Raw genomic sequence first — 19265 nt, forward strand, 5'->3', positions numbered from 1 at the left:
GTGCGATCAGACGCGCTTGAAGATCAGCGTGCCGTTGGTGCCGCCGAAACCAAAACCATTCGACATCACCACGTCGACCTTGGCCTGGCGTGCTTCGTTGGGCACGTAGTCCAGGTCGCAGCCTTCGCCCGGCTGCTGCAGGTTGATGGTCGGCGGAATCACGTTGTCGCGCATTGCCAGAACCGAGAAGATCGCTTCCACGCCGCCGGCAGCGCCGAGCAGGTGGCCGGTCATCGACTTGGTGGAGCTGACCATCATCTTGTAGGCGTGGTCGCCGAAGGCGGTCTTCATCGCCATGGTCTCACCGAGGTCGCCCAGCGGGGTCGAGGTGCCATGTGCGTTGAGGTAGCCGACCTGTTCCGGGGTGACACCGGCGTCCTTCATGGCCATGGTCATGCAGCGCGCAGCGCCTTCGCCGTTCTCGCTCGGCGCGGTCATGTGGTACGCGTCGGAGCTGGCGCCGAAACCGGCCAGCTCGCAATAGATCTTCGCGCCACGCGCCTTGGCGTGCTCGTACTCTTCCAGGATCAGGATGCCGGCGCCGTCGCCCAGCACGAAGCCGTCACGGTCCTTGTCCCACGGGCGCGAGGCCTGTTCCGGAGCATCGTTGCGGGTGCTCATCGCCTTCATCGCGCAGAAGCCGCCCAGCGCCGTCGGCGAGGAGCCGCGCTCTGCACCGCCGGCCACCATCACGTCCGCATCGCCGTACTGGATCATGCGCATGGCGGTGCCGATGGAATGGTTGGAGGTGGCGCACGCCGAGACCGCCGAGAACGACGGGCCCTTCAGGCCGCTGATGATGCTCAGCTGGCCCGGCAGCATGTTGATGATGGTCTTGGGCACGTAGAAGGGAGAGATCTTCTTCCCCTCGTGGAACTCGATGGTCTGCTCTTCGATGCCGAGCAGGCCGCCGATGCCAGCGCCAACGATGGCGCCGATGCGGTCGGCATTGGCGTCGGTGATCTCCAGGCCCGAATCATGCAGGGCCATGAAGGCGGCACCGAGGCCGTAATGGATGAACGGGTCCATCTTCTTGGCATCCTTGCCACTGACCCGGTACTTGCCGAACAGTTCGTTGTCGGCGGTGATGTCAAAGCCTTTGACCTCACCTGCGATCTTGGTGGTGAACCGTTCCAGGTAGGCATCAGAAACGTTGGTCAGCGGACCGATGCCCGAACGACCGTGGGTGATGCCTTCCCAGCTGCTGGCCAGATCATTGCCCAACGGCGAGACCATACCCAGGCCGGTTACGACGACGCGACGCTTCATTGCTGATTCTCCTGACCCGAACGTTCTTTGCGGGTAACGCGGTTTACTTCGGTGTGGTGCGCAAACACACGGGGCCGCAAACAGCGGCCCCATGGGGTGTCGTGCGCGCCGGACTCAACGCCCGCACGCGCACTGACGTCCTGCATCAGGCCTTGACGTGGGCCGTGATGTAGGTGATCGCAGCCTGCACGGTGCTGATCTTCTCGGCTTCTTCGTCCGGGATCTCGCACTCGAATTCTTCTTCCAGCGCCATCACCAGCTCGACGGTGTCCAGCGAGTCAGCGCCCAGGTCATCGACGAACGATGCGCTGTTGGTGACTTCTTCTTCCTTGACGCCAAGCTGTTCGATGACGATTTTCTTGACGCGTTCTTCGATGGTGCTCATGGGATATCGCTCCAGATGGAGTAGTGGTTCAAAAGTGGTCGCCATCAAAGGCGATGGCCGTGGGATAGTGTAGTGGAAACCGGCGTGACCTTGCATTGCAGCAAAAATCCTCGCAGATCAACCACTTGCGGCGCGATCCCTGCGCCCCTTGCTTACGGCATGTACATGCCGCCGTTCACATGGAGAGTTTCGCCGGTGATGTAGCCGGCAGCCGGGCTGGCCAGGAAGGCCACCGCATGGGCGATGTCCTCCGGCGAACCCAGGCGTTCGAGGGCGATGTCGCCGATCAGCGCGGTACGCGCTTCTTCCGGCAGCGCCTTGGTCATGTCGGTGTCGATGAAGCCCGGCGCGACCACGTTGACGGTGACCCCGCGCGAGCCGATTTCCTTGGCCAGCGACTTGGAGAAACCGATGATGCCGGCCTTGGCGGCGGCATAGTTGGCCTGGCCGGCGTTGCCGGTCACGCCCACCACCGAGGCGATGTTGATGATGCGGCCCTTGCGCGCCTTCATCATGCCGCGCATGACGGCCTTGCTGGTACGGAACACGCTGGTCAGGTTGGTGTCGATGATCGACGCCCAATCGTCTTCCTTCATGCGCATCAGCAGGTTGTCGCGGGTGATGCCGGCGTTGTTGACCAGGATCGAGATCGGGCCGAATTCCTTGGCGATACCGTCAAGCACGGCATCGAGCGCAGCGGCGTCGGTGACGTTCAGCGCGCGGCCGTGCCCGCCGTGGGCAGCCAGGCGCTCGCCGATCGCGGCGGCGCCGGAATCGGTGGTGGCAGTGCCGATGACGGTGGCGCCCTGGGCGGCCAGCAGATCGGCGATGGCGGCACCAATGCCACGGCTGGCACCGGTAACCAGTGCGATTTCACCCTGCAGGGGCTTGCTCATGATGTTTTCCTCAGGCTGGGGCGGCCGCCGCACCCGCGCCGCTTGCAGCGGCCACCGGCACGGTCGGCAGGAACAGGGGCAATCAGGCCGACCACGTCTCGCGGGCGGTTTCGAAGTCGCCCGGGGTGGCCAGGGAACGGCCGTCGATGGCCTTGTCGATGCGCTTGACCAGACCGGTCAGCACCTTGCCCGGGCCGCATTCGGCGATCCGGGTGACGCCACGGGCGGCCAGCGCCTGCACGCAGCCGGTCCACTGCACGGGCTGGTACAGCTGCTGCACCAGCGCGGCGCGGATCGCGTCCACACCGTCGTGCACCTTGGCGTCGACGTTCTGCACCACCGGCAGCTGCGGCAGCTGCCAGGACAGGCCGGCCATCACTTCGGCCAGACGGTTGGCGGCTTCGCGCATCAGCGGGGTGTGCGAGGGCACGCTGACGGCCAGCTTGACCGCCTTGCGCACGCCCTTCTCGGCCAGCAGCGCCAGCGCGCGGTCGACCGCGGCAGCGTCGCCGCCGATCACGATCTGGCCCGGCGAGTTGAAGTTGGCCGGAACGACCACCTGGCTGCCGGCAGCTTCCGCGCAGACGTCCAGCACCAGCTGGTCTTCGGCACCGAGCACGGCGGCCATGGCGCCCACACCCGCCGGTGCGGCGTCCTGCATCAGCTGGCCGCGCAGGCGCACCAGTTGCGCACCGTCGTGCAGGCTGAGGGCGCCAGCGGCGACCAGGGCGGTGTACTCACCCAGGCTGTGGCCCGCCAGAACCGACGGACGAGGACCGCCCACGGCGTTCCAGGCGCGCCACGCGCCGATGCTGGCGGCCAGCAGGGCCGGCTGGGTGTATTCGGTACGGTTGAGCATTTCCTCCGGGCCGCCCTGGGACAACGCCCACAGGTCGACGCCGGCACCATCGGATGCCTCGGTGAAGGCCTCACGCACCTGCGGGTGCAGTTCGGCCAGCTCGGCCAGCATGCCCACAGACTGCGAGCCCTGACCGGGGAAGACAAAAGCGAGGGTGGATACGGTCACGCGGTCATCCGCTTGTTGCAATCGAAGCGGGCCATGATAAGGGGGAACATGCCGTGTCGTCTGTACGTGCGCGTATGCACGGCGTATGGACAGTGCCGCGATACGGGGTCCGCCGGGCATGGCCCGGCGGACCGCGATCAGCAGAGCAGCTGCAGGATGTCCAGCTCGCCGTCGGCAAACCAGTCCATGCACAGGCCGACCACCATCAGCAGGCCCAGCGTGGTGGCGCCATGGGTGATGAAGATGGAGTGGGCCAGCGCACGCGCCGAGCGCCCCAGCTTCATGCACACCCGCGCCAGGCGCTGCAGACGGCCGCTGACGGCGTGCACATGCGCGCGTACCGGTGCCTGCACCCCGTTCATCGCCTCGGCCATCATCGCCTGCAGGCTTTCGGGGCGGTCAGCGTAGTACTTGGCCACGCCGTAGCCGAACATCAGCCAGTCACGCGCCTGCGCTTCGGCCAGGTCCATGACTTCCAGCGGATCTTCTTCGAAGTCGATGAAACCGACGTTCTGGCCATCCCAGGTGAGGTTGCGCGGCAGCGGCTGGCCGAAATAGGCGCCACGTGCGTGTGCTTCGGCGATGGCCTGCATTGCCGCGGCCACGAGGCGATCGCGGCCTGCATCATCGGCTTCGCGCAGGCAGGTATTGAACGAGCTGCCGTTGTCGCCGATCACCAGCGCGGCATGGCCGCTGCCGATCACCGCGGGCACGTTCACGCCCTGCGCCTGCAGTTCCGCCAGCCGGCGGGCCTCGGTTTCGCGCGCGGCATCGCCACCGCGGTGCGGCGGCGGGCGCAGGGCATCGAGATGGAACCGGCGGGCAACAAAATTGAGCAGGCCCAGGGCCACCGCTCGGCTTCCTTCGCCGTACTGCTTCAGCCAGGCGCGCTGCCCTTCGATGACGATGGGCTCAACCATGACAGTCTCCTTTAACGCATTACGGCCCCAGAGGGGCCGTAACGACAGTTTCACGTTGTCGTAACTGGCACTATCAATAGCGCAGCAGTGCCGAACCCCACGTGAAGCCACCGCCGAACGCTTCCAGCAGCAACAGCTGGCCGCGCTCGACCCTGCCGGAACGAACAGCAGCATCCAGGGCCAGCGGCACCGAGGCCGACGAGGTGTTGCCATGCTTGTCGACGGTGACCACGACCTGATCCATCGACATCTCCAGCCGCTTGGCAGTGGCTTCGATGATGCGCAGGTTGGCCTGGTGCGGGATCAGCCAGTCCAGGTCGGACTTGGTCAGGCCGTTGGCATCCAGGGTTTCGTCCACGACCGAGTCCAGCGCCTTGACGGCGTACTTGAACACGTCGTTGCCCTTCATGTTGATGGTGCCGCCACCGTTGTTGCCTTCACCGAAACCGACCGAAACGCCGACCGGATTCCACAGCAGCTCTTTCTTGCTGCCGTCCGAATGCAGGTGGGTGCTGAGGATGCCGGTTTCTTCGTCGGCCTTGAGCACGACGGCGCCCGCGCCATCACCAAACAGCACGCAGGTGGTGCGGTCTTCCCAATCGACGATGCGGGTCAGGGTTTCCGTGCCGATCACCAGCACATGGCGGGCATCACCGGAGCGGATGAATTTGTCAGCCACGCTGAGCGCGAACACGAAGCCCGAACAGGCCGCGTTGACGTCGAAAGCGGGACAGCCGCTCACACCGAGCTTGGCCTGGATCAGGCACGCGGTGGAGGGAAAGATCAGATCAGGAGTGGTCGTACCGACCACGATCATGTCGAGCTGCGAAGCGTCGATACCAGCGGCTTCGATCGCACGCAGCGCGGCCTGGTAGCCGAGATCGCTGGTGGTTTCGCCTTCGGCAGCGATGTGCCGTTCACGGATACCGGTGCGCGTCTGGATCCACTCGTCCGAGGTCTCGACCATTTTTTCCAGGTCGGCGTTGGTCAGGACTTTTTCCGGCAAATAGCTACCGGTGCCCGCGATCCTCGAGTAGATCCGCTTGCTCATCATGTTTCCTGTTGCACGAGCCGCCGTTCACCGGCGTGCCCGGGAAAGAAGGCGAAGGCCGCTGCCCAGCGGGCAGCGACCTTCCGGCACATCAGTCTTCCTGGACAGCCGAAGACTTGGTCTGGATGACCTTCTTGCCGCGGTAGAAACCGTCAGCAGTGATGTGGTGACGCAGATGCACTTCGCCGGTGGTCGGGTCGGTCGACAGCTGCTTGGCGCTCAGGGCGTCATGCGAACGACGCTGGCCGCGACGGGACGGGGTAACACGGGATTTCTGGACAGCCATGGGATTGCTCCAAACTCGGTTCGTTTTGCTTCGTCGTTTCGTCGCACAGGACGCCAGCGTCCAGCACACTTTTCGCTTTCGCCGCAGCCGCCGACGACAACCGGCTGCTATTGTTTCTTCAATGCCGCCAACGCCGCGAACGGATTGGCCTTTTCAATTTCTTCTTCGGTCGGCGCCCAGTCCTTGTCGACTGCCTCACCGTACGGCGACAGGGGTACCACCGGCACCGCCAGCACCAACTCGTCCTCGACCAGGTCCAACGGACGCAGCTGGCCATCTTCCGGCACCAGCAACGGCTCGTATTCCTCCGGCAAAGACGATTCCTCGTCTTCCTCGCGGATCAGGCCAAGCCTCTGGGTCATCTTCACCGGCAGCAGGAAACGCTGCATGCTGCGCTGACAGGTCAGCGGCAACGCGGTATCGATGGTCAGTTCCACATAGGATACCCGCAAGATCTCGTCGCGACCGAATTCGAGCGAGTAATTACACTCACCTTCGGTATCTGCGACAAGCCCCTGCAGGCGAGTCAATTCAGCCAGGGGAACCTGACCGTCGAAGCGCCTTCGCGCTACGACCATCCGCCAGGCATCCAGCGTTTCGGGTACGTTCGCGGACATAAGCCGCCGAATATTAAGGATCGCCAGGTCGCGTGTCAAATGACTGCCATGAAAGGCTTGCTGTGGCTGGCGGTACCGGGCCAGACTGCCGCGCCCCGCCCCCGGAATTCCTGCATGCCTGCCTTGGTCCTGGCCTCCACCTCCCGCTACCGCCGCGACCTGCTGGAACGGCTGGGCCTGCCCTTCGACTGCGCACGCCCGCAGGTGGATGAGACTGCGGAGGCCGGCGAGGCGCCGTTGGCGCTGGCGGCACGCCTGGCCAGCGCGAAGGCGGCCGAGGTGGCCGCCCGCCACCCCGGCAGCTGGGTGATCGGCTCGGACCAGGTGGCGGACCTGAACGGTCAGCCGCTGGGCAAGCCGGGCACGGTCGAGGCGGCCTGCGCGCAGCTGGCGGCAATGTCCGGGCAGACGGTGCGCTTCCACACGGCCGTCAGTCTCATCCGAGACGGAGAATCACTTTCGGCAATGGATACGACCCAGGTGCGCTTCCGCGCGCTGCAGGCGCCGGAGATCGCCCGCTACGTGGCCATCGAACAGCCACTGGACTGCGCCGGCAGCTTCAAGTGCGAAGGCCTGGGCATCAGCCTGTTCGAGGCCATCGACAACCAAGACCCCACGGCGCTGATCGGGCTGCCGCTGATCGCACTGTGCGGATTGCTGCGCAGGGCCGGATTCGCGGTGCCGTAAAGTTGCCCGCCCGCAAGTACAGGGCCAAGCCATGCGTCGAGCCGAGTGCAGGCCCCTCACAGGGGGCACGAGGCCTCAGCGCTTTTCAACCACGAAGGGCTGCTCTTGCCACTGCTCCACGCTGCCATCGCGACCGTGCAGGCGCAGGCCCAGCCAATGTCGGCCAGGCGTCAGCGTGGTGGTATCCACTTCGGCATCAAAGCCGACCCGTGGATGCTGCGGGTCATTGGAATCGGACCAGAATGAGCGGATATCGTGCTCGCGGCCATAGCGTGCATCACCGATCGAACGCCCATCCACCAACACTTCCACACGCAGCAGGCCGGCGCCTTCCTTGAACGCCCAGCCCTTCACCGCCAACGTGCCCGACACTTTCTCAGCATTGGCCGGCGAGTCCAGGTAGGCCAGCGCAGGTGTCACGCACGCCCCCTGTGCGCGCTTTGCCGGCAGGCGGAACAGCAGGAAGCGCTGGAATCCGTGATCGTTGCTGACCACGCGTGGTGGCGGCAGCGGCCCTACCTGTTCACAGATGGCGTGGTAGCGGGCGAGCAGATCGCGGAAACGCTGATCGCTGGGCGACAGCACCAGCAGCATCGGCACGTCGCGCTCGCCTTCATGCAACTGGTTCCATTGCGCCAACTGCGCGGTACGGCCGTGCTTGTCATTGAGCGGATGCGGCAGCACGTCGATGTCACCGCGGCCCAGCTGGAAGCCCAGTTCGGCACCTACCTTGAAGTTGCCGGCCAGTACGCGGCTGCCTTCAGGCATCTGCTGAAGTTCTTCGCGAACCGCAGCAGCCAGCGGCTGCCAGCCGGCGAAGTTGCGCGGGTAATACTTGTCGCCGGCCAGTTGCTCGCGCAGCGATGACGAGGACGCCATCAGGTAATAGCCGAAGGCCAGCACCATGCCCAGCCCGGCCAGCCACCAGCCGGTACGCCGCAACCAGCGCGGCCAGCCGTTGAGTATCACCGGCACCGCTACCAGCAGGGCCAGGTAGCCCGGCAGCGGCCAATGGAAGCTGATGCGCTCGACGTCGGTGAAGAAGCCCAGTGCGAAGATACCCAGTGTCGACACGCCACCGACCAGGCCGAAATAGCGCCACTGCACGCGCGCACCGCCGCCGCTGCGGGTGCCGGCCAGTGCAACTTTCCACATCGCGATGCAGAGGATGGGCGTCACCAGCATCGGCTGGATCACCAGGAACCACAGGCCGCGCCACTCGAACGCCCACGGATGACGCTCGACCACCTGGAACTTCAGTCCGGCATCGTGATTGTCGGCATTCCAGGCCAACAGCGGCAGCCATGCCACTACGCCAACGGCCAGGGCCACCCAGACGCGCGGATCGGCCAGCATGCGCCGGCCCTGCGGCAGCGCCAGCAGAGCAATGAAGCCGACGCCGATCACACCGATGAAGCGATAGTGGCTGAGCGCACCGATCAGCAGGCCCAGCGCCAACTTCACCGCCGAGGAAGCGTCGACGCTGCGCAGCAGGCGTGCGCCGGCGTCCAGGCACAGCACGGCTGCCAGTGCCATCGGCACATCAGGTACGGCCAGCAGGCCCAGCGTTGCCGACAACGGCATCAGCAGCGTCAAGCTGCCGGCCTGCCAACCGGCAACATTGCCGAACCAGCGCGCTGCAATGCGCGATACCAGCAGCGGCAGCAGTGCACCGATGGCCAGGAACGGCAGGCGCAGCGCAAGCACATGCTGGCCGCCAAGCTCCACACCCAACCGGGTCAACCAGGCCGTCAGCCCCGGCAGATCCGAATAGGCCGCAGCCAGATGCTGGCCTTCCTGCCAATAGAACGCCTCATCGACGAACAACGGCAGGCGTGCGGCCACGACCAGTTTGGCCGCTGTGACGAGCGTCCATAACCAGAGAAAAATCGTACGTGCGCGCTGTTCGCCCTGCATTGATGTATGGATAGAATCGACCGGTTACCGAACTTGAGACGACCATGACAGCTTCGTCCCCCATGCCCAGCATGCTAACCGATCAACTGCGTCAGTCCCTGCGCAACGCTCAGGACCAGGTCAACGCGCTGGTGCTGGGCAAGGTGCATGAGGTGCGGTTGGCCTTCGTGGCCCTGCTCTCTGGCGGCCACCTGCTGATCGAAGACCTGCCTGGTCTCGGCAAGACCACATTGGCCCACGCCTTGGCCAGCAGCCTGGGGCTGAGCTTCCAGCGCGTGCAGTTCACCTCCGACCTGCTGCCTGCCGACGTGCTCGGCGTATCGGTGTACGACGCCGGCAGCCGCCAGTTCCAGTTCCATCCCGGGCCGGTGTTCACCCACGTGCTGCTGGCCGACGAAATCAACCGGGCGCCGCCGCGCACGCAGAGCGCCCTGCTGGAAGCGATGGCCGAGCAGCAGGTCACCCTCGACGGTCAGACACATGCCCTGCCCGATCCGTTCTTCGTGATCGCCACGCAGAACCCGGTGGATCTGTCGGGCACCTTCCCGTTGCCCGACTCGCAACTGGATCGGTTCCTGCTGCGGCTGGCGATGGGCTATCCCAGCGCACAGGCCGAGCGTGAACTGCTGCGCGGCAGCGATCGTCGCGACCTGATCGCCCGCGCGCTGCCGCAGCTGGACGACAACCAGGTACGCGCCCTGCGCGAAGCGGTCGGCCAGGTACATGTCAGCGATGCGCTGGTGGACTACGTGCAGGCCCTGCTGACCCGCAGCCGCCAGCATGCCGGCGTACGCGTGGGATTGTCGCCGCGCGCCGGCCTTGCCCTGCTGCGTGCCGCCAGGGCACATGCGCTGCTGCTCGGCCGTGGCCACGTCGTGCCCGAAGACGTGCAGACCCTGTTCGTGGCGGTGGCGGGCCATCGCCTGGTGGGCGAAGCCGAGTCCAGCACAGGGCCGGCGCTGGCACGGGCGATCCTGCAGACCGTCGCGGTCGATTGAAGATGGCATCGCATGCCCGGCGACTGCTGCAGATGGCACGCCCGCGTACGCCCGAGTCGTTGCCGCAGCGGCTGGACCGCCGGCGCATCTATGTGCTGCCCACCCGCTTCGGCCTGTTTGTGGCCTGCCTGCTGGTCGCGATGCTGCTGGGCGCGCTCAACTACAACAACAATCCGGCCCTGTTGCTGGCGCTGCTGCTGACCGCAGCCGCGATCGCCAGCACCATCGCCGCACACCTGCAGCTGTCGGGCGTACAGATCGATGCGATCTCCGCCGAGCCGGTGCCGGCCGGGCAACCGCTGCGCCTGCGCGTGGACCTGTCGCTGCGCGACCCACGGGCGCGCCACGGCCTGCACCTGCAATTGGGGAACAGCGAAGCGTGGCTCGACCTGCCCGCGCACGGCCGCGGCGAAGCCGCGCTGGAAGTGCCCAGCGAACGCCGTGGCTGGCTGGAGCTGCCTCGCATCCGCCTGTCCAGCACCCAGCCGCTTGGCTTGGTCAGGGCGTGGTCATGGGTGTGGCCGGAAGAACCCCTGCTGGTCTACCCGCTGGCCGAAGCGAAGGCACCGCCGCTGCCGCAGCAGGGCAGCGATCCGCTGCACACCCGCGCCCATGCCAACGGCGAGGAACTGCACCAGCTGCGCCCGTATCGCGCCGGGGATCCCCCCCGCAGCATTGCCTGGAAACACTCGGCGCGCCGCGACACGCTGCTGGTACGCGAGTATGAAAAACCGATAGGCATCGAGGTCGTGCTGGACTGGCGCGCGCTGGCCCCCTTGGGCCAGGAGGCCCGCATCGCGCGGCTGGCACGCTGGGTGGACAGCGCCGAGCGCGAAGGCCGTCGCTATACGCTGCTGCTGCCGATGCAGCCACCGCTCGGCCCCGGCCAGGGCGCCGGCCACCACCATCTGTGCCTGCGCGCGCTGGCATTGCTTCCCCATGACTGAGCCTGCCCTGCTGCTGGACCGCAACACCCGCACGTGGACGCTGGCCAGCGCCGCACTGGCCTTGTTGCCGCTGCTGCTGCAGCTGCCCACCGCATTGGCCACGTTGATCGCCGTGGCGGCGCTCGTCACCGCAGCACTGTCACAGCGCGGCGTGCTGCCGATGCCGGTGCGGGTACTGCTGGTGCTGGGCATGCTTGCTGCCATCGTCTGGCAGATGGGGGCGGTGCGCCCCGGCCGGGATACCGGTTGCGCGCTGCTGGCGGCGATGCTGGCCATCAAGTCCAGCGAGCTGCGTACCCTGCGCGATGCACGCAGCCTGCTCGGCTTTGCCCTGTTTTCACCGTTTGCTGCCTTCCTGCTCGACCAAGGGCCGCTGACCACCGTGCTCGCGGTGCTGGCCGGCGTCAGCGCCCTGATTGCGCTGCAGCGCCTGGCGCAGGGTGAAGGCCGCAGTGCGCCGCCGCCGCTGACCACGCAGTTGCGCGGTGTCGGTCGCCTGCTGCTGATCGGCCTGCCGCTGGCGCTGGCCTGCTTCTGGCTGTTCCCGCGGTTGGCCACGCCGCTGTGGGGCATTCCCGAACGCGCCGTCGGCACACCGGGGCTGTCGGACACGATGGAGCCGGACAAGTGGCTGGACCTGATGGCCGACGACACCCCGGCCCTGCGGGCGCAGTTCTTCGGCGCGGTTCCAGCGCCGGCACAGCGCTACTGGCGCGGGCCGGTACTGACCCAGTTCGATGGGCATGTCTGGCGACGCGACCGCCGTACCGAAGGTCTGCCGCCAGCCATCGTGGAACACGGCACGGAGGGCTGGGACTATCAGATCGATTACGAACCCACCGACCGTCGCCAGCTGGTCGCGCTGGATCTCCCTACTGCCGCACCAGAGGGCAGCCGGCTGGATGCAGCCCTGAGCCTGAGCAGCGACCGCGCATTGTCCGCACTGAGCCGGTGGCGCCTGCACTCGGCTCCGCCGCAGCGCTTCGATGCCACGCTGTCGTCGTACCAGCGTCGCGCTGCGCTGCAGTTGCCGGAAGGCTTCAATCCACGCACGGCAAGCCTGGCCCGACAGTGGCGGCAGGAGGCGGGCACCGATGACGCCGCCGTGGTCCGTCGCGCCCTGGCGTGGATCACCGCGGACTTCTCGTACACGCTGGCAACACCGGCCCCCGGGCGCGATCCGGTCGATGCATTCCTGTTCGACTACAAGGCCGGCTACTGCCAGCATTTCAGCTCTGCCTTCGTGGTGCTGATGCGCAATGCCGGCATTCCCGCGCGGGTGGTCACCGGGTTCGCCGGCGGCACGCGCAACCGGATCGGCGACTACTGGGTGCTGCGGCGGATGGACGCCCACGCCTGGGCTGAGGTGTGGCTGCCGCAACGCGGCTGGGTACGCATCGATCCGACAGCGGCAGTAGCACCCGAGCGCATCCTGGACACGCTCGACGATCGCCTGCAGGCCGGGGCCGATACCGGCCTGCAGCACCGCTGGCTGCAGCTGGGCCAGGTCGGCGACTGGATGCGCAGGGGCTGGAACGAACTGGTGCTGTCCTTCGACGCGCGCCGCCAGCAGCAGTTGCTGCAACCGTTCGGGCTGGACGACCTCGGCCCTGGACAGCTGCTGGCCGGCTTCGTGATGGCCGCGTTGCTGGCGCTGGCGTGGATGGCGTGGCTGCTGGCCCGTGGCGAACGCGAGCGTGACCCGCTGCTGCGCGCCTGGCACCGGCTGGGGCAGCGCTATGCGCGGCTGGGTCTGGGCCGCGAACCGCACGAACCGGCCCTGCACTGGGCCCGCCGGGTCCACGCACAGTGCCCCGACCCGGCCCTCATCACACTCAGCCAGCGTTTCGCTGATGCACGCTACGCTGGCACTTGTACCGAGCTCGCCCCATTATTGCGGGACCTGCGCAGGCATCGCCCGACTTCCGGAGCCTCCCCATGAATACCAAGTTCCTCCTCACCGCCGTGGCCGCCCTGGCCTTGTCGGCCTGCGCCACGGCCCCCAAGCCGCTGCAGGGACAGTTCAGCCTGGTTTCCCCGCGCGACTCGGTTGCCACCCAGCAGGTCGGCACGCCGGTGCGCTGGGGTGGCCGGATCATCGAAACCAAGCCCGGCCAGGGCGAGACCTGTTTCCAGATCATCTCGCGCCCGCTCAACGGCAGTGGCCGCCCGAACACCACCTCTTCCGATGCCAGCGACGGCCGCTTCATCGCCTGCCGCGCCGGCTTCTACGATCCGGCCGTGTTCGAAGCCGGCCGCGACGTGACCTTCATCGGCAAGATCGATGGCTACGCCAACACCCGTATCGGCGATTACGACTACCGGCTGCCGAAGCTGTCTGCCGACGTGATCTACCTGTGGCCGGAGCAGCGCCAGGTCGATGTGGTGCCCTACCCCTACGGACCGTGGGGCCCGGGCCCGTATGGCCCGTACTGGGGCGGTTACCGCGGCTGGGGCTGGTGGTAGTCCAGGCCCGGTACGCATGATGCACAAGGCCGCCCATCGGGCGGCCTTTTTTCATCCACGCCAGGCGTGGATCGACAGCGCACCAACAACAGTAGATCCACGCCATGCGTGGATGGCCGCCTCAACGCCCTGGCGTACCGAAGTGGCCCAGCGGCGCGCCAGCCAGCAGATGCATGTGGATATGGAACACGGTCTGCCCGGCATCTTCGCGGCAGTTCATCACGATGCGGTAGCCGTCCTGCGCGAAACCTTCCCGACGCGCGTACTCGGCGGCGGCCAGCGCCAGCTTGCCGATCAGGTGCGCCTGCGACGGCTGCAGGTCATCCAGGGTCGGAATGATCTCGTTCTTCGGAATGAACAGCACGTGCACCGGCGCCTGCGGTGCGATGTCCTTGAACGCCAGCACGTCGTCGTCTTCATAGACGATGGTGGCCGGGATCTCGCGACGGATGATCTTGCTGAAGAGGGTTTCGCTGCTCATGGTCGGCCTCGGCGGGGTGTTTTCCGCATTGTAGGCCGGTAACGTCGGGGCATGCCCGGCATCGACTCAATCGCGCACTTCGCTGCGGGTGCCGAACGCGTGCGACAGCGTGCCGCGATCGACGTACTCCAGCTCACCACCGAGGGGCAGGCCCTGGGCCAGTCGACTCGGCCGCACCTGGCGGGCACGCGCCAGCTGCGCGAGATAGTGCGCGGTAGCTTCGCCTTCGACGGTGGCGCTGGTGGCAATGATCAGTTCCTGCACCTCCGCCTCGGCCAGGCGCTGTTCCAGCTGCTCCAGACCCAGCTCGCGCGGGCCGATGCCATCCAGCGGCGACAGGCGCCCCTGCAGCACGAAGTAAACGCCGCGATAGCCGGTGGCGTTCTCGATCGCCAGGCGGTCAGCCGGCGATTCCACCACGCACAGCTGGCTGCGCTCGCGGCTGCCATTGGCGCAGGTCGGGCACAGCTCGGTTTCGCTGAAGTCGCGGCACTGCGCACAGTGACCGATGCGTTCAACCGCCTGCGCCAGCGTCTCGGCAAGGCGTTTGCCACCTTCGCGCTCGCGTTCGAGCAGGTGGTAAGCCATGCGCTGCGCCGTCTTCTGGCCTACGCCAGGCAACACCCGCAGTGCATCGATCAGTTGTTCAAGCAGGGGTGCGGACACGGCGGCGTGTTCTGTGGAGCCGAGCGTGCTCGACTGGAAATTGCGGGCAATCGAGCACGCTCGACGCTACACAGTGCATGGCACCCGGCAGTGCGGGTGCCAGACCGGACATCAGAACGGCATCTTCATGCCCGGCGGCAGCTGCATGCCGGCAGTGGCCGAACCCATCTTCGACTTCGACTCGGCGTCGATCTTGTTCGATGCGTCGTTGAAGGCGGCGGCGATCAGGTCTTCCAGCATTTCCGGATCACTGGCCAGCGACGGATCGATGCGTACCTTGCGGCACTCCTTGGCGCCGGTCAGGGTAACGCTGACCATGCCGCCACCGGCGCTGCCGGTCACTTCGATCTTGGCGATTTCTTCCTGGGCCTTCTGCAGGTTTTCCTGCATCTTCTGGGCCTGCTGCATCAGTTGGGCGATATTGCCGCGCATGTCGTCTTACTCGTCAAAAGAACGGATGGAATCGGAAACAACCCGGGCGCCGTGCTGCTGGATCAGCAGCTGGACTTCCGGGTCGTCCATGAAAATGGCCTCGGCAGCCTGCTGCCGCTCGCCACGCTGGCGGTCGGCGCGCTGGTGCAGGGTCTCCGCCGGGACCTGCTCGGTTTCCACGGTTTCGACCACGATCTTCAGCGCGTGGCCAAGGGACTTTTCCAGCACCTCGCCCAACGCTGCCAGCGCGCGCTCGGAGCGCAGGTATTCAAATCCGGGCGAAAGGCCCAGTTTCAAGACCCCATGCTGGCAACTGATGAAGGCCGCATTGGCCGCAAGCTGTCGCGACGGACCGCTGAGGCCACTGTTGGCGATCAGGTCGAGCCAGTCTTCGGCACAGGCCAGGTCACTGACGCTGCCTGCCGGCGAGGCCTTTTCCTTTGCCGCAACCGGTGCCGGGGCGATGTCGATACCCTCGGCACGGAACGAACGCTCCGGCGCGGCAACAGCCTCTGCAACCGGCGGTGAAGCCGGCGCCGGCGGCTCGTGCCACGGCGCGACCATGGCCGCGTCGGGCGTTGCCATCTCGGCCGCCAGCGCTTCATCGCGCGCGCCAGCCTCATCGGTCGCCCACGGCGGCAGGTCATCTGCCTCGGCAGGTGCCTTGGGCGTGGCCGCCTCGGGAGCCAACTGCGCCTTCATCGGCAGCGGGGATCCGGGTTCCTCGACCGGAGCCGGTTCAGGTTCAGGGGTCGGATCCGGTTCCGGGGTCGGCTCGGGCTCCGGCTCGGGTTCGCGCTGTGGCGCCGGGTTCGGCGTCTGCGCGGTTGCCGCCGCCAACACGGGTGCCGCAATTGCCTGGGTGACCGCTGCGGCTTCTGGCGCCGCAGCAGCGGCCGGTGCAGCTCCTTCGTGGCTGCCAGCAAGGCCGCCCCCGGTCTGGCCCGTACCGGTCGGTGCGCTGCCACCGGAGGATTCCGGAGTACGCGGCACCGACGGCACGGCAGCCGCAGGGCGGAACGCCAGCATGCGCAGCACGGCCATTTCAAAGCCGGCGCGCGGGCTGGGCGCCAATGGCAGATCGCGACGACCATTCAGGGCCATCTGATACCAGAGCTGGACCACTTCCGGGCGCAGGCGTTCAGCAAACACGCTGGCATCCAGTCCCTCGGCAGCGGCGGACGCGCCCGGCACCAGTTGCTGCACCTGGATGCGGTGCAGGCCCTCGGCCAGCGCATCGAGCACCCCGCTCCAGTCCGGCGAGAACTCGGCCAGTGCCGCGACCACCTGAAGCAGGCGCGGGCCATCGCCCTCGGCCAGGGCATCGAGCATGGCCGCCACCTGGGTGCGGTCGACCGTGCCCAGCATGGTGCGCACCACGTCCTCACGCAGCGCACCGCCGGCATAGGCAATGGCCTGGTCGAGCAGCGACAGGCCATCACGCAGGCTGCCGTCGGCGGCCTTGGCCAGCTGCACGATGGCGGTCGGGTCCGACTCGATCTCCTCGGCAGTGAGGATGCGGGTCATCTGCCCCTGGATCTGGTCTTCATCCAGGCGCTTGAGGTTGAACTGCAGGCAGCGGCTGAGCACGGTGACCGGCAGCTTCTGCGGATCGGTGGTGGCCAGCAGGAACTTCACATGTTCCGGCGGTTCTTCCAGCGTCTTCAGCAGCGCATTGAACGCGGCCTTGGACAGCATGTGCACCTCGTCGATCAGGTACACCTTGTACTTGCCACGCGAGGGCATGTACTGGGCGTTCTCGATCACCTCGCGCACATCGTCCACGCCGGTATTGGACGCGGCATCGATTTCCAGCAGGTCGATGTAGCGACCGGCGTCGATGTCCAGGCAGGCCGCACACTGGCCGCAGGGATCGGCACTGGTGCCCTGCTCGCAGTTCAGCGACTTGGCGAAGATGCGCGCGATCGTGGTCTTGCCCACGCCGCGGGTACCGGTGAACAGGAACGCATGGTGGACCCGGCCGCTGTCGAGCGCATTGCTGAGCGCACGGACCACGTGTTCCTGGCCCACCAGCTCGGCAAAACGCTTCGGACGCCACTTGCGGGCAAGGACGAGATAGGACATCAGGCCACCGTCTTCCATCGGATGTTCCATTGTGCCACGCCTGTCCAGCCCTCTCGCCCTGCAAACCAGTGCTTGTGTCCTGCCGCTGCGCCCGCTAGAATCTGCGCCCCTGCTGAGGCGTTTGCCGATGGCAGGGATCCGGAGAGGTGTCCGAGTGGTTGAAGGAGCACGCCTGGAAAGTGTGTAAGCGTCTAAACCGCGCTTCGGGGGTTCGAATCCCCCTCTCTCCGCCAGATAAATAAAAAAGGCTGCCCTTCGGGCGGCCTTTTTTATTTATCTGGCTGGGGACGCGAAGTGCGCTGCGCGCGCTTCGCCCCAAACGTTGCTGCGCAACGTTCGGGCCCCTCCCTTCGCCGGCCTCTCCCCGCCCCTGTCGGGGCAGCCCCTCAACAAAGGGGCTTGTTCCCCCAGATACGGCAGTAGATCCGCGCCATGCGTGGATGACCGAAGGAACCGCGTCCGCCCAGGTTCGACGGCCTGCAGGGGTAGAGCCGGACAGCAGCCCTTTTTTATTTATCTGGCTGGGGACGCGAAGTGCGCTGCGCGCGCTTCGCCCCAAACGTTGCTGCGCAACGTTCGGGCCCTTCCCTTCGCCGGCCTCTCCCCGCCCCTGTCGGGGCAGCCCCTCAACAAAGGGGCTTGTTCCTCCAGCTACGGCAGTAGATCCACGCCATGCGTGGATGCCTCGGCCCGGTCGCATCGACTACCCGCCCGTGGTCGAGCCTGTCGGCGCGCCCCGCCTTGGCGCCCTCACCTGTCGCTGAACAGCTGGTTCAAGGCCGCATAGCCCGGTGCGCCCTCGGGCATCGCCATGACACCGCCGAGAAAATCCGTGGTCGCCGCAGCCATCGCTGTCCATGCGTGCATGAACAAGGCCGGGCCAGCGCTCAGCCGCCGCACGCCGGCCTGAGACAGCGCAGCAAACGGCGCCATCCCTGGCAGCCACATCAGGTTGAGAGGCAGCGACACGCCGCTGGCAACTGCAGCAGCCTCGTCCAGCGCGCGAAGTCCGGGCACGAAGCCGCCGTCGGCACCGGCACGTGCATAGGCCTGCAGCCGATCGATGCTCATCCTGACCGCCTCATCCTCTTCAGCCAGGCCGCGCAGATACACATCGGTGCGCGCATTGATGAACAGCGATCGTCCGCCCAGCGCCGAACGGATGGCGGTGATCTTGCCCACCAGCGCCGCAGGGCTGCCGGCACCGTCTTCGATGTTGATCCCTACTGCACCCGCCTCCACCAGGCGCAGCACCCGCTCAGCGACCGCATCGGGGACATCGCTGTAACCGTCCTCGATATCGACCGTGACCGGCAGCGAGGTCACACCAACAATTTCTGAAACCCGCTGCAGCAGCGCGGTATCCGGCAGCGCACCGCCATCGGCATAGCCGCAGGACCACGCCATGGCAGCACTCGATGTTCCCACCGCGACAGCTCCCAGCTGCTGGACCAGGCGTGCGCCACCGGCATCCCATACGTTGGGCAGCACATAAAGACCAGCGCGTTGATGGAGTTGAACGAAGTTCTGGTGAACGTTGGACATGGAACCTCCTGATGACGGGGACCCGCAGTCTGCGTCCGGACCGGTTTCCGGGCTCGCCATATCCGGACATCAATGGTCCGGACCTCGCGCACAATGTGCCCGCCACCACGATGACAGTCATTCATGACACCCCGCCCCTACCGCTGCACCGACATCACCGCCTGCCTGTCGATCTTCGACAGCAACGTGCCCACCTACTTCGCACCGGCAGAGCGGGGTGACTTCGAGCGCTTCCTGCACGAACATGCCGTGCCACGCGCCTTCCAGGTGATCGAGGTCGAGGGCCAGGTGGTGGCCTGCGGCGGCCTCTGGCACTGCGGCGATGGCAGCGCCAGCTTGTGCTGGGGCATGGTCGAACGAAGTCGCCACAGACAGGGGCTGGGACGCGCACTGGCAGTGGCCCGCTTGCATCAGGCTGAAGCAGACCCATCCATCCAGCGCATTACGCTCAGCACCAGCCAGCACACGCAGGGCTTCTATGCCGGCCTCGGCTTCCAGGTGGTACGCGTGGTAGCCGATGGCCACGGCGCCGGAATCGACGCCGTGGAGATGCAGCGGGTGCTGTAACCCGGCTCTCGACGGATCCACGC

20 protein-coding genes and 1 tRNA gene are annotated in these 19265 nt (G+C 66.5%); 7 read left to right on the forward strand and 14 right to left on the reverse strand.

Features of this window, described 5'->3' with window-relative positions; genetic code table 11:
* Positions 1–6: 6 nt before the first annotated feature.
* The 8 genes from fabF to BW38_RS05085 form a co-directional block, all read right to left on the reverse strand.
* Entirely contained in the window at positions 7–1269 is a 1263-nt protein-coding gene (gene fabF, locus BW38_RS05120) for a beta-ketoacyl-ACP synthase II (RefSeq protein WP_025874076.1), read from the reverse strand.
* 145 nt (positions 1270–1414) lie between these two features.
* Positions 1415–1654: an acyl carrier protein gene (acpP, locus tag BW38_RS05115; RefSeq protein ID WP_025874077.1), complete on the reverse strand. Its 240-nt coding sequence runs from the start codon at positions 1652–1654 to the stop codon at positions 1415–1417.
* Between the two features lie 152 nt (positions 1655–1806).
* On the reverse strand, positions 1807–2550 hold the full coding sequence (fabG, locus tag BW38_RS05110; RefSeq protein ID WP_025874078.1) for a 3-oxoacyl-ACP reductase FabG: 744 nt from the start codon (positions 2548–2550) through the stop codon (positions 1807–1809).
* 82 nt (positions 2551–2632) lie between these two features.
* Positions 2633–3577, reverse strand: a complete 945-nt coding sequence (fabD, locus tag BW38_RS05105; protein ID WP_032977355.1) for an ACP S-malonyltransferase — start codon at positions 3575–3577, stop codon at positions 2633–2635.
* Positions 3578–3714: 137 nt separating this feature from the next.
* Positions 3715–4497, reverse strand: a complete 783-nt coding sequence (locus tag BW38_RS05100; protein WP_032977357.1) for a hypothetical protein — start codon at positions 4495–4497, stop codon at positions 3715–3717.
* A 73-nt stretch (positions 4498–4570) separates the two neighbouring features.
* The gene (locus tag BW38_RS05095; RefSeq protein ID WP_025879387.1) at positions 4571–5548 is read right to left on the reverse strand and encodes a beta-ketoacyl-ACP synthase III; all 978 of its coding nucleotides are present in this window, start codon (positions 5546–5548) and stop codon (positions 4571–4573) included.
* 91 nt (positions 5549–5639) lie between these two features.
* Positions 5640–5834, reverse strand: coding sequence for a 50S ribosomal protein L32 (gene rpmF, locus BW38_RS05090; RefSeq protein ID WP_025879386.1), 195 nt, complete (start codon positions 5832–5834; stop codon positions 5640–5642).
* Between the two features lie 107 nt (positions 5835–5941).
* On the reverse strand, positions 5942–6451 hold the full coding sequence (locus BW38_RS05085) for a YceD family protein (RefSeq protein WP_025879385.1): 510 nt from the start codon (positions 6449–6451) through the stop codon (positions 5942–5944).
* 114 nt (positions 6452–6565) lie between these two features.
* Here BW38_RS05085 and BW38_RS05080 point away from each other — a divergent pair, with 114 nt between their 5' ends.
* On the forward strand, positions 6566–7138 hold the full coding sequence (locus BW38_RS05080; protein ID WP_032977501.1) for a Maf family nucleotide pyrophosphatase: 573 nt from the start codon (positions 6566–6568) through the stop codon (positions 7136–7138).
* A 75-nt stretch (positions 7139–7213) separates the two neighbouring features.
* On the opposite strand, the gene BW38_RS05075 is transcribed toward BW38_RS05080, so the two are convergent.
* Complete coding sequence (locus BW38_RS05075) at positions 7214–9055, reverse strand: glycosyltransferase family 39 protein (protein ID WP_032977359.1); 1842 nt, start codon at positions 9053–9055, stop codon at positions 7214–7216.
* Between the two features lie 44 nt (positions 9056–9099).
* Here BW38_RS05075 and BW38_RS05070 point away from each other — a divergent pair, with 44 nt between their 5' ends.
* The 4 genes from BW38_RS05070 to BW38_RS05055 are packed head-to-tail and all read left to right on the forward strand — an operon-like array spanning position 9100 to position 13466.
* Complete coding sequence (locus BW38_RS05070; protein ID WP_025879382.1) at positions 9100–10053, forward strand: AAA family ATPase; 954 nt, start codon at positions 9100–9102, stop codon at positions 10051–10053.
* Between the two features lie 2 nt (positions 10054–10055).
* A complete protein-coding gene (locus BW38_RS05065) occupies positions 10056–11000 on the forward strand; it encodes a DUF58 domain-containing protein (protein WP_032977361.1) in 945 nt (314 codons plus the stop codon).
* Complete coding sequence (locus BW38_RS05060; RefSeq protein WP_032977363.1) at positions 10993–12942, forward strand: DUF3488 and transglutaminase-like domain-containing protein; 1950 nt, start codon at positions 10993–10995, stop codon at positions 12940–12942. The genes BW38_RS05065 and BW38_RS05060 overlap by 8 nt, the downstream gene beginning before the upstream one ends.
* Complete coding sequence (locus BW38_RS05055; protein ID WP_025879379.1) at positions 12939–13466, forward strand: Slp family lipoprotein; 528 nt, start codon at positions 12939–12941, stop codon at positions 13464–13466. The genes BW38_RS05060 and BW38_RS05055 overlap by 4 nt, the downstream gene beginning before the upstream one ends.
* A gap of 121 nt (positions 13467–13587) precedes the next feature.
* Here the strand turns inward: BW38_RS05055 and BW38_RS05050 are convergent, their stop codons facing one another.
* The 4 genes from BW38_RS05050 to dnaX all read right to left on the reverse strand — a co-directional run bounded on the left by BW38_RS05050 (position 13588) and on the right by dnaX (position 17148).
* Positions 13588–13947 carry a histidine triad nucleotide-binding protein gene (locus tag BW38_RS05050; protein WP_032977365.1) on the reverse strand — a complete coding sequence of 120 codons (360 nt, stop codon included), beginning with the start codon at positions 13945–13947 and terminating at the stop codon, positions 13588–13590.
* Positions 13948–14013: 66 nt separating this feature from the next.
* Entirely contained in the window at positions 14014–14613 is a 600-nt protein-coding gene (recR, locus tag BW38_RS05045; protein ID WP_025879377.1) for a recombination mediator RecR, read from the reverse strand.
* 111 nt (positions 14614–14724) lie between these two features.
* Positions 14725–15045, reverse strand: a complete 321-nt coding sequence (locus BW38_RS05040) for a YbaB/EbfC family nucleoid-associated protein (protein ID WP_025879376.1) — start codon at positions 15043–15045, stop codon at positions 14725–14727.
* Positions 15046–15051: 6 nt separating this feature from the next.
* Positions 15052–17148 carry a DNA polymerase III subunit gamma/tau gene (gene dnaX, locus BW38_RS05035; RefSeq protein WP_032977367.1) on the reverse strand — a complete coding sequence of 699 codons (2097 nt, stop codon included), beginning with the start codon at positions 17146–17148 and terminating at the stop codon, positions 15052–15054.
* 122 nt (positions 17149–17270) lie between these two features.
* Here dnaX and BW38_RS05030 point away from each other — a divergent pair.
* A tRNA-Ser gene (locus BW38_RS05030) sits at positions 17271–17363 on the forward strand.
* 517 nt (positions 17364–17880) lie between these two features.
* Here BW38_RS05030 and BW38_RS05025 read toward each other — a convergent pair.
* The gene (locus tag BW38_RS05025) at positions 17881–18675 is read right to left on the reverse strand and encodes an isocitrate lyase/phosphoenolpyruvate mutase family protein (RefSeq protein WP_032977369.1); all 795 of its coding nucleotides are present in this window, start codon (positions 18673–18675) and stop codon (positions 17881–17883) included.
* Between the two features lie 123 nt (positions 18676–18798).
* On the opposite strand from BW38_RS05025, the gene BW38_RS05020 reads away from it, so the two are divergent.
* A complete protein-coding gene (locus BW38_RS05020; RefSeq protein WP_032977370.1) occupies positions 18799–19242 on the forward strand; it encodes a GNAT family N-acetyltransferase in 444 nt (147 codons plus the stop codon).
* The last annotated feature ends 23 nt before the right edge of the window (positions 19243–19265 follow it).

Source organism: Stenotrophomonas sp. RIT309 (genome assembly GCF_000632045.1).
Taxonomy (GTDB): Bacteria; Pseudomonadota; Gammaproteobacteria; order Xanthomonadales; family Xanthomonadaceae; genus Stenotrophomonas; species Stenotrophomonas indicatrix.

Excerpts from the sequence above, each read along its gene's own strand:
- rpmF (WP_025879386.1), bottom strand. The coding sequence starts at position 5,834 with ATGGCTGTCCAGAAATCCCGTGTTACCCCGTCCCGTCGCGGCCAGCGT.
- BW38_RS05020 (WP_032977370.1), top strand. The coding sequence starts at position 18,799 with ATGACACCCCGCCCCTACCGCTGCACCGACATCACCGCCTGCCTGTCG.
- acpP (WP_025874077.1), bottom strand. The coding sequence starts at position 1,654 with ATGAGCACCATCGAAGAACGCGTCAAGAAAATCGTCATCGAACAGCTT.
- BW38_RS05075 (WP_032977359.1), bottom strand. The coding sequence starts at position 9,055 with ATGCAGGGCGAACAGCGCGCACGTACGATTTTTCTCTGGTTATGGACG.
- BW38_RS05040 (WP_025879376.1), bottom strand. The coding sequence starts at position 15,045 with ATGCGCGGCAATATCGCCCAACTGATGCAGCAGGCCCAGAAGATGCAG.
- BW38_RS05100 (WP_032977357.1), bottom strand. The coding sequence starts at position 4,497 with ATGGTTGAGCCCATCGTCATCGAAGGGCAGCGCGCCTGGCTGAAGCAG.
- BW38_RS05070 (WP_025879382.1), top strand. The coding sequence starts at position 9,100 with ATGACAGCTTCGTCCCCCATGCCCAGCATGCTAACCGATCAACTGCGT.
- BW38_RS05055 (WP_025879379.1), top strand. The coding sequence starts at position 12,939 with ATGAATACCAAGTTCCTCCTCACCGCCGTGGCCGCCCTGGCCTTGTCG.
- BW38_RS05085 (WP_025879385.1), bottom strand. The coding sequence starts at position 6,451 with ATGTCCGCGAACGTACCCGAAACGCTGGATGCCTGGCGGATGGTCGTA.
- fabG (WP_025874078.1), bottom strand. The coding sequence starts at position 2,550 with ATGAGCAAGCCCCTGCAGGGTGAAATCGCACTGGTTACCGGTGCCAGC.
- BW38_RS05080 (WP_032977501.1), top strand. The coding sequence starts at position 6,566 with ATGCCTGCCTTGGTCCTGGCCTCCACCTCCCGCTACCGCCGCGACCTG.
- BW38_RS05050 (WP_032977365.1), bottom strand. The coding sequence starts at position 13,947 with ATGAGCAGCGAAACCCTCTTCAGCAAGATCATCCGTCGCGAGATCCCG.
- BW38_RS05060 (WP_032977363.1), top strand. The coding sequence starts at position 10,993 with ATGACTGAGCCTGCCCTGCTGCTGGACCGCAACACCCGCACGTGGACG.
- dnaX (WP_032977367.1), bottom strand. The coding sequence starts at position 17,148 with ATGGAAGACGGTGGCCTGATGTCCTATCTCGTCCTTGCCCGCAAGTGG.
- BW38_RS05025 (WP_032977369.1), bottom strand. The coding sequence starts at position 18,675 with ATGTCCAACGTTCACCAGAACTTCGTTCAACTCCATCAACGCGCTGGT.
- BW38_RS05095 (WP_025879387.1), bottom strand. The coding sequence starts at position 5,548 with ATGAGCAAGCGGATCTACTCGAGGATCGCGGGCACCGGTAGCTATTTG.
- BW38_RS05065 (WP_032977361.1), top strand. The coding sequence starts at position 10,056 with ATGGCATCGCATGCCCGGCGACTGCTGCAGATGGCACGCCCGCGTACG.
- fabF (WP_025874076.1), bottom strand. The coding sequence starts at position 1,269 with ATGAAGCGTCGCGTCGTCGTAACCGGCCTGGGTATGGTCTCGCCGTTG.